This window comes from Pseudomonas sp. K2I15, assembly GCF_002204795.1.
In the GTDB taxonomy this organism is placed as follows: domain Bacteria; phylum Pseudomonadota; class Gammaproteobacteria; order Pseudomonadales; family Pseudomonadaceae; genus Aquipseudomonas.
The window spans coordinates 47,905-56,759 of the sequence record NZ_NIXO01000042.1 but is presented as its reverse complement, the minus strand read 5'-3'; the positions used below and the strand labels follow the sequence as shown (position 1 = coordinate 56,759).

The 8,855-nt window shown below is 57.1% G+C and carries 7 protein-coding genes; 5 read left to right on the top strand and 2 right to left on the bottom strand.

The window, feature by feature from the left end:
- Positions 1-87: 87 nt before the first annotated feature.
- The gene (gene sohB, locus CEC48_RS22155) at positions 88-1,113 is read right to left on the bottom strand and encodes a protease SohB (RefSeq protein WP_088425693.1); all 1,026 of its coding nucleotides are present in this window, start codon (positions 1,111-1,113) and stop codon (positions 88-90) included.
- 193 nt (positions 1,114-1,306) lie between these two features.
- Between sohB and CEC48_RS22150 the strand changes: the two genes are divergently transcribed.
- Together CEC48_RS22150 and CEC48_RS22145 are read left to right on the top strand one after the other, a co-directional pair.
- Positions 1,307-2,017, top strand: a complete 711-nt coding sequence (locus CEC48_RS22150; RefSeq protein ID WP_088425692.1) for a histidine phosphatase family protein — start codon at positions 1,307-1,309, stop codon at positions 2,015-2,017.
- Positions 2,018-2,073: 56 nt separating this feature from the next.
- Positions 2,074-2,388 carry an SCP2 sterol-binding domain-containing protein gene (locus tag CEC48_RS22145; RefSeq protein ID WP_088425691.1) on the top strand — a complete coding sequence of 105 codons (315 nt, stop codon included), beginning with the start codon at positions 2,074-2,076 and terminating at the stop codon, positions 2,386-2,388.
- A gap of 265 nt (positions 2,389-2,653) precedes the next feature.
- Here the strand turns inward: CEC48_RS22145 and CEC48_RS22140 are convergent, their stop codons facing one another.
- Positions 2,654-5,287 carry a glucosidase gene (locus CEC48_RS22140; RefSeq protein WP_088425690.1) on the bottom strand — a complete coding sequence of 878 codons (2,634 nt, stop codon included), beginning with the start codon at positions 5,285-5,287 and terminating at the stop codon, positions 2,654-2,656.
- A 196-nt stretch (positions 5,288-5,483) separates the two neighbouring features.
- Between CEC48_RS22140 and CEC48_RS22135 the strand changes: the two genes are divergently transcribed.
- From CEC48_RS22135 to CEC48_RS22125, 3 genes are all read left to right on the top strand, one after another.
- Positions 5,484-6,851, top strand: coding sequence for a VOC family protein (locus tag CEC48_RS22135; protein WP_088425689.1), 1,368 nt, complete (start codon positions 5,484-5,486; stop codon positions 6,849-6,851).
- 305 nt (positions 6,852-7,156) lie between these two features.
- Positions 7,157-7,960, top strand: a complete 804-nt coding sequence (gene proC, locus CEC48_RS22130) for a pyrroline-5-carboxylate reductase (protein WP_088425688.1) — start codon at positions 7,157-7,159, stop codon at positions 7,958-7,960.
- Between the two features lie 2 nt (positions 7,961-7,962).
- Positions 7,963-8,826, top strand: coding sequence for a methyltransferase (locus CEC48_RS22125; RefSeq protein WP_088425687.1), 864 nt, complete (start codon positions 7,963-7,965; stop codon positions 8,824-8,826).
- The last annotated feature ends 29 nt before the right edge of the window (positions 8,827-8,855 follow it).

Sequence of the window (8,855 nt, the reverse complement as noted above, 5' to 3'; positions counted from 1 at the left end):
GTGTCAGTCAATACATGTGTGACTGATCCACCGCATTCGCGAGCAAGCCCGCTCCCACATTTTGATCTTCGCCAGGCAGTTGACCTGTTACCAGAACCGCTGCTGGGTCAGGCGACTCCACCAGGTCAGCAGCACGCGATCTACCGAACCGCTGGCTGCCAGGCCCACTCGCTCCTGCAGGCTTTTACGCTCGGCATAGTGCAGGTGGAACACCTCGGCAGTCTTGGCCTTGGTTGCCAGGTATTCGTCGCTGGTTTGCAGCGCGTCCACCAGTTGCTTGTCCAACGCGGCAACGCCGAGCCAGACTTCACCGGTAGCCACTTCATCAATCGCCAGTTGCGGGCGGTAGCGCGACACGAAGTTCTTGAACAGTTGATGGGTGATGTCCAGGTCTTCCTGGAACTTCTCGCGGCCCTTTTCGGTGTTTTCGCCAAACACGGTCAGGGTGCGTTTGTATTCACCGGCGGTCAGCACTTCAAAGTCGATATCGTGCTTCTTCAGCAGGCGGTTGACGTTGGGCAACTGCGCTACCACGCCAATCGAGCCAAGGATGGCAAACGGCGCACTGATGATCTTCTCGCCGATGCACGCCATCATGTAGCCGCCGCTGGCCGCGACCTTGTCGATGCACACGGTCAACGGCACGCCCGCTTCGCGGATACGCGCCAGTTGCGAAGACGCCAGGCCGTAGCTGTGGACCATGCCGCCGCCGCTTTCGAGGCGCAGCACCACTTCGTCCTTGGCCGTGGCCAGGCTCAGCAGTGCGGTGATTTCATGGCGCAGGCTTTCGGTGGCCGAGGCCTTGATGTCGCCGTCAAAATCCAGCACGAACACCCGTGGCTTGGCCTCGGGTTTCTTCTTGCTGTTCTTCTTCTCGGTTTTGCTTTCGGACTTGCGCAAAGCCTTGAGCTGGTCCTTGTCGAGCAGGCTCTGCTCCAGGCGCTCACGCAGGCCCTTGTAGAAGTCATTGAGCTTGCTGACCTGCAACTGGCCGGCCGCTTTACGGCGGCCCTTGCTGCGCAGCGCTGCAAAACTGATCAGCACCACCAGGATGGCGACGACCAGGGTGACGGTTTTAGCCAGGAAACTTGCATACTCAGCCAAAAAATCCATGTGACTCCTTACTATTGCAGTGCGCCAGGCGCGGATTGCCCAAGCATACCGACGCCACCGCCATGGGGCCAGTGATCAAACCGCCAGCAGCGGGCCTCTAACGACCTTTTAAAACAAGCGTATGTTTTTTCATTGACAGCTTCCCGGCATCCTCATAACCTCGCCAGACTTTCAACGTACCGGGAAAACGGACGTGGGCAGCATTTACCTGATTCGACATGGCCAGGCCTCCTTCGGTGCAGACGACTACGACGTGCTGTCGCCCATCGGCGTGCAACAAGCGCAAGTGCTTGGCAGCCACCTCGCGGAACTCGGCCTGAGCTTCGACCGCTGCGTGTCGGGCGACCTGCGCCGCCAGCAGCACACGGCCACCGCCGCCTTCGAACAATACAGCGCCCTCGGCCTGCCGGTCCCCACGCTGGAAATCGACAGCGCGTTCAACGAATTCGACGCCGAGGCGATCATCCGCGCCCTGCTCCCGGACTTGCTGCACAGCGAACCCGAAGCCCTGCATATCCTGCGCAACGCCGCGCAAAACCGTGGCGAGTTCCAGCGCATCTTTTCCCTGATTGTCGAACGCTGGCTGGCCGGCACCTACGACCCGCCGGGCCTGGAAAGCTGGCTGGGGTTTGTCGAACGTGTCCAGGGAGGCCTGCAACGCATCCTCGAAGCGGCCCAGAGCAGTGACAAAATCGCCGTGTTTACCTCCGGCGGCACCATCACTGCCCTGCTCCACCTGATTACCCGAATGCCCGCCGCACAGGCCTTCGAACTGAACTGGCAAATTGTTAACACCTCGCTCAACCAGCTTAAATTCCGTGGTCGCGAGGTGGCACTGGCTTCCTTCAACAGTCATACCCACTTGCAACTGTTGAAGGCGCCGCAGCTCATCACTTTCCGATGAGTTGCGGCCAACCGTGACCCCAAGGTCACTGGACTCACCATAAAAGGATCGAAACCATGACTGACGTAGCTAAAGCCGTAGAAGCAATGAAAGCCAAATTCAACCCAGCCGCTGCCGACGGCCTGGACCTGGTGTTCGGTTTCCGTATCGACGACACCCAGAACTTCTCGCTGGTTGTGAAAAACAAAACCTGCGAACTGCTGGAAGGTGAAAACCCAGACGCCCAAGTCACCCTGGTGATGGACGGCGAAACCATGAAAGGCATCGTCGACGGCTCCACCGACGGCATGCAGGCATTCATGGGCGGCAAACTGCGCGCTGAAGGCGACATGATGCTGGCGATGAAATTGAGCGAGCTGTTCCCGGCCTGATCAAGCCCGCTTTAAAATGACAAATCCCGCCAATGGCGGGATTTGTCGTTTCAGGGCCAAAGCAGGCGGTCAGCGGCTTCCCACCCTGGAAACGATCAGTGAAGCTCAAGCAGAGACGCTTTTATGTGGGAGCGGGCTTGCTCGCGAAAAACCTGAGAGCGCCGCGTTGAATCAGGATGCCAGCGTCATCGTTAACGACCTTCGCGAGCAAGCCCGCCCCCACAATGGACCGCGCTTGCTTTTGATTTTGCTCTACATATGCCTTCTATTGAGGCTGCAACAACAACGCCACCAACGCACTCCACCCCGTCTGATGCGAAGCCCCCAACCCACGCCCGGTCTCCCCATGAAAGTACTCATGGAACAACACCAGATCGCGACTGGCAGGGTCCGCCTCCAACTGCGCATACCCCACCATCGATGGCCTTGAGCCGTTTTCATCCCTCAGAAACAAGCGCGTCAGCCGCTGACTGAGCCCATCCGCAACCTCCTCCAGGGACGCCAGATACCCACTCCCCACCGGGTACTCCACCGAGAAATTGTCCGCGTAATAGCGATGAAACTCCCGCAGCGACTCAATCAGCATGTAATTGACCGGCATCCACAACGGCCCACGCCAATTAGAGTTACCACCATACAACCGCGAATCCGACTCCGCCGGCTCATAACGGGCACACAGCGTGTTGCCATTCATCTTCAGCGCCAGCGGCTCCTCGGCAAACGCTTTGGATAGCGAGCGCACCCCAAACGTCGAGAGAAACTCGGTCTCATCGAGCATGCGCCGCAGCAAGTCCTTGGTGCGCTCACCGCGCAACAACGCCAACAACAGACGATTGCCCTGCCCCGGCTCGTTCCAGCGCGACACCAGCTTGGCCAGGTCCGGCCGGTGCTTCATAAACCCCAGTAAACGCTCGCGCAGCCCCTCCAACCCTTCATGCTCGCGTTGCTCCAGCACCAGCACCGCAAACAGCGGCATCAAGCCGACGATAGAGCGCAGCCGCACCGGTTCGCTTTCACCGCCGGGACGGTGCAGCACGTCGTAGAAAAACTGGTCCTGCTCATCCCACAGGCCTTCGGCACTGTCATCAACCCGGTTGATCGCCCCGGCGATGTAAAGGAAGTGCTCAAAGAACTTCACCGCAATGTCCACGTACACAACATTGCGCTTGGCCAACTCCAGGCCGATACGCATCAGGTCCAGGGCATACGCCGCAACCCACGCCGTGCCATCGGCCTGGTCCAACTGATAACCCGGCGGCAAATCAGCCGAGCGGTCGAACAACGCGATGTTATCCAGCCCGAGGAACCCGCCCTGAAACAAGTTGCGCCCCTCGGCGTCCTTACGGTTAACCCACCAGGAAAAATTCAGCAGCAGCTTGTGGAAGATCCGCTCCAGGAAATCCATGTCGCCCACGCCATTCAGCGCCTTGTCCTGTTGGTACACGCGCCAACTGGCCCAGGCGTGCACCGGCGGGTTGGCATCATCGAAACGCCACTCGTAGGCCGGCAACTGGCCGTTGGGGTGCATGAAGCGATCCTTCACCAACAGCAACAACTGCTGCTTGGCATAACCCGGATCAATCAGGGCAAAGGCCACCGCCTGGAAACCCTGGTCCCACGAGGCGTACCAGGGGTATTCCCAGGTGTCGGGCATCGAGAGAATGTCGAAATTCGACAGGTGCCGCCAATGGGTATTGCGAATATGCAGGCGCTCGGGCGGCGGCGCGGGCTGGGCCGGGTCGCCGTCGAGCCATTGGTTCACGTCGAAGTAATACAGCTGCTTGGACCACAGCAACCCGGCCAACGCCTGGCGCTGCACATTGCGCGCATCTTCATCGGCGATGCCCTGTTGCAGCGCCGCGTAGAAGTCGTCGGTCTCCTGGCGGCGCTGCTCAAACAGCTTGCGCGCATTGATCCAGGGCGCGTCCGCCGGGGCGAAACGCAGGTACAGTTTTTTGCTTTCCAGGCCTGCCAGTTCCAGGATGAAACGGGCGGCGACCTTGGTGCCTGAGTCCCGGCGAATCGCCGCCTCCGCACCCGTGGTCACATAGTCGTTGATCCCGTCCTTGAACGGCCCCGGCGCAGGTTGCCCATCGAGCTTGGGGAAGTTGGTTTCGTTCTCGCAGAACAACCATTCCACACCGTCCTGGCCCCAGGCGCTCAAGTGGCGATCAAACAGTTCATGGTGCCGCGCCACCACCCGCTCACCCTCCAGGCGCAGCTCGGGCTTGGGCGCATCCACGGTCCAGCTCCAGTCGTTGCGCGCCCACAGGTGCGGCAACACCTGCAAACGCGTGGGCTGGTCGGAGCGGTTGTGCACGGTGATGCGCATGAACACATCATCAGGCTGGTGCTTGGCGTATTCGACGCTGACGTCGCAGTAGCGGTTGTCTTCGAAAACCCCGGTGTCGAGGATTTCGTATTCGGCATCCCCCAAACCACGCCGAGCGTTTTCGGTGATCAAGTCGTCGTAGGGAAAGGCCGCGTGGGGGTATTTGTAGAGCATGCGCATATAGGCATGGCTCGGGACGCCATCGACGAAAAAGTACAACTCCTTGACGTCTTCGCCGTGGTTGCCCTCGGCGTTGTTCAGGCCGAACAGGCGCTCCTTGATGATCGCGTCGTGCTCGTTCCACAGCGCCAGGCTCAGGCACCAGCGCTGGGCCTTGTCGCTGAAACCCGCCAGGCCATCCTCGCCCCAGCGGTAGGCGCGGCTGCGGGCGTGTTCGTGGGGGAAGTAACGCCAGGCGTCGCCGTCGGCGCTGTAGTCTTCGCGCACCGTGCCCCATTGCCGCTCGCTCAGGTAGGGGCCCCAGTCACGCCAGCGCTCGGCGTCGTCCCTGGCCAGGCGCTGGCCTTCAATCGTTTCCAGAATGTTCGTCGCAGGCTGTGCCGTCATCGAGTCTTCCGTCGCGTTCAGAGGTGACGGCCAGTGTAGAGCCCATCGCAGGTGAGATGCACGTGAAGCTGACTACACCCAGCTCATTCATTTGCAGAATGAAGTCCAGAGGAATCTTCGTTTGCAAGGCGCTGGCAGGCCCAACAAAATCAGGCAACCGTGCATTTAATCTCTATAAGCCGCCAGGAATTTTTCTATGCCCACCGCCCGCCCTGTCAGCCCTGACGACATTCGCAAAGGCTTCTCCAAAGCCATGTCCGACATGTACCGCGATGAGGTGCCGCTGTACGGCGCGCTGATGGAACTGGTGGCCGAGACCAATGCCAGCGTACTCAACACCGACGCCGGGGTGGCTCACCAACTGCAGCGCACCGGGGAAATCCAGCGCCTGGACATGGAGCGCCACGGCGCGATTCGCCTGGGCACCGCCGAAGAACTGGCGACCATCGGCCGCCTGTTTGCGGTGATGGGCATGCAGCCGGTGGGCTATTACGACCTCACGCCGGCGGGTGTTCCGGTGCATTCCACCGCCTTTCGCGCCGTGCATGAAAGCGCCCTGCAAACCAGCCCGTTCCGGGTGTTCACCTCCCTGCTGCGCCTGGAACTGATCGAGAACCTTGAGCTGCGGGCCTTCGCCCAGTCAGCCCTGGCCAAACGCTCGATCTTCACCCCGCGCGCCCTTGACCTGATCAAACAATCTGAAGCCGACGGTGGCCTAGACGCCGATCATGCCGAAGAGTTTATCCAGCAAGCCCTGGAAACCTTCCGCTGGCACCACACCGCCACCGTCACCGCCGCGCAGTACCAGCAACTGAGCGACCAGCACCGGCTGATCGCCGACGTGGTGGCGTTCAAGGGCCCGCACATCAACCACCTGACGCCGCGCACCCTGGACATCGACCAGGTGCAGGCCGCGATGCCCGGCAAAGGCATCACCCCCAAGGCGGTGATCGAAGGCCCTCCCCGCCGCCAATGTCCGATTTTGCTGCGCCAGACCAGTTTCAAAGCTCTCGACGAGGCGATTGCCTTTACCGACGCCAAGGGCAGCCACAGCGCGCGCTTCGGCGAAATAGAGCAACGTGGCGTGGCGCTGACGCCCAAGGGCCGCGCGCTATATGACCAACTGCTGAATGCCGCACGGGATGAACTGGGGGCTTTTCCGAATGAGGCCAACTCCGGGCGCTATACCGAATTGATGGAGCAACACTTCCAGGCGTTTCCCGACAATCACCGGCAGATGCGTGAGCAGGAACTGGCGTACTTCCGCTACTTCGTGACCGAGAAAGGTTTGGCCGCGCAGGACAAGGCCGCCACGCTGGACGAACTGATCGCCGCCGGTCATGTGGACGTGGAGCCATTGGTATACGAGGATTTTCTACCAGTGAGTGCGGCGGGGATTTTCCAGTCGAACCTGGGGGATGCGGCGCAGAGTCACTACGCGGCCAACGCCAACCAGGCCGAGTTTGAAAAGGCCCTGGGCCGCCAGACCATCGACGAGTTGAAGCTGTATGGGGAAACCCAGCAGCGCTCGATTGACGAATGCAAACGCGCGCTGCTGGCTTGAAAGAGAGAGTTCGCCCGGCCACAGCGCATTCCATGCGCCGTCTAAGAGCCCCAGTGCCGGGCGAACGATTGGCATGATAGGCAGCGAAGGTGTCGCTGTCTTTCAGGCAATTCTGAACAAATGTGGGACGACCCTATCAACGAGGGTGATTACTTGCACTCGACCAACGTTAAAAAATGAACGGAACGGTACTACAGCAATTTAGGAAGCTTATAGTTTGATATAAATCCACATCGATACGATGCTGAAACTGTTCAAGACCCAAACAACGCAAAGCGCGCCGCGCCTGATAAGTTGGAGGTTTTATGACCGTCTCACATAATATCGTCATCGTCGGAGCCGGGCATATGGGCACTGCTATATTCCTTGGCTTGAAAAAATCAAATCTCGACATTTCAATAATCATCGTTGAACCCAACACCCATCTTCGAAGTAACATTGCAAGCACAGGGATAAATGCACATGAAAAAATTCCCGAACTGGCAGGATCTGAAATTTTAATACTCGCTATGCCGCCCCAAGCCTTTTCAGCATTTTCGAAAACCTGCAATACGGTTCAAAACCACTCAGGATTAATTATTTCCGTCATGGCGGGAATAACGCTATGCGAACTGCACAAAAACTTGAGTGCAACACAAGTTTGCCGAGCCATGCCAAACATTCCTTGCGCAGTCGCCGAAGGCATTACAGTACTCTGCCATACACCGAATCTTACTCAAAAAAATCGCGAGCTCGCTCAACATTTATTTTCCGGAATGGGTAAATTTCTGCTCGCAGAAGAAAGACTCTTCGATAGCGCGACAGCATTAGTCGGCGGAGGCCCCGCTTACGTCGCCTACTTTGCCAACTCACTACGTGAGTACGCCATATCTTCTGGATTTAACGAAGACAGTGCACATCACATCGTTGTTCAACTGCTCCGAGGTACAAGCGCCTTACTGATCGAAAACGCAGAGCCACCTTTGGATCTCTGTAAAAAAGTGATGACTGCTAAGGGCACCACAGAGCAAGCAATCCATTTTTTTGATGACAATCAACTGAACACTATTATTGTTGATGGCTTAAAGCAGGCCAGCAAACGCGCCAAATTATTAGGCGAAGGGAGCTAGATATGCTAGGTCTAATCGATCATGGCGTACCTGGGTGGCCGCACTCAGCAGATGACTCCATTCACCCATACAACCAAGATGAAATGTATAAAATGTACTTCGGCCTAGGGCAAAGTCTAGAACTAATCCATACTGCTCAGGTTTTCAAGGTAAGTCTTGCAGGATTAAGACTGGGCAGCTACTTAGTCCGCACATCAGATCAGTTGACACTAAACAGCAGTTTTCTGGATATAGGAACTGGAAGTGGCGTACACGCACTACTAATGCGAAAGCTTGGCAACAATCACATCACCGCCGCCGACATATCCAAAAACTCCATTAACCAAGCAAAAAAACATGAACTAATAAATTTCACAGATAAAAAAATATCTTTTCACGTGAGCGACCTTTTCGAAGGTATACCAAAAGACAAGTTTCACACAATCCTTTTCAATCCGCCGGGGTGGCGGACGCCTTCCAACTCCCTGCTTGATGAATTGAAGAGTATAAAACAACAAGGGCAAATCCCTATACGTGCGATGTTTTATGGCGATGACGTAGTTACTCGCTTCCTTGATGAGCTCCCGGTCCATCTCAGCACAACAGGGAGAGCCATTATCGGACTGAACTCATTAGTAGGCATACGCGACATATTACAGAGATACCACGAAAAGCATCAAGGTGTTCCACCTTTGAGCTATAAGCTGATAGAACGACATACATTCCCATTACTTTACTATTCAGCCCAATGGCGGATGATCAGCCATGCCCTAAAGGACGAATTTAAAGATTGGCTAAAAAAAGACTTGGCCGCTTACTCAATAGACCAGCATGGGGAAATCTACTGGTCATATGAAATTGTCGAGTTTTTTCATCACAAAACATGAAAAGAATAATAAACCACTCTTCACATCTG

Coding starts and splice junctions, on each gene's coding strand:
- CEC48_RS22125 (WP_088425687.1), top strand. CDS start 7,963: ATGCTAGGTCTAATCGATCATGGCGTACCTGGGTGGCCGCACTCAGCA.
- CEC48_RS22135 (WP_088425689.1), top strand. CDS start 5,484: ATGCCCACCGCCCGCCCTGTCAGCCCTGACGACATTCGCAAAGGCTTC.
- sohB (WP_088425693.1), bottom strand. CDS start 1,113: ATGGATTTTTTGGCTGAGTATGCAAGTTTCCTGGCTAAAACCGTCACC.
- proC (WP_088425688.1), top strand. CDS start 7,157: ATGACCGTCTCACATAATATCGTCATCGTCGGAGCCGGGCATATGGGC.
- CEC48_RS22140 (WP_088425690.1), bottom strand. CDS start 5,287: ATGACGGCACAGCCTGCGACGAACATTCTGGAAACGATTGAAGGCCAG.
- CEC48_RS22145 (WP_088425691.1), top strand. CDS start 2,074: ATGACTGACGTAGCTAAAGCCGTAGAAGCAATGAAAGCCAAATTCAAC.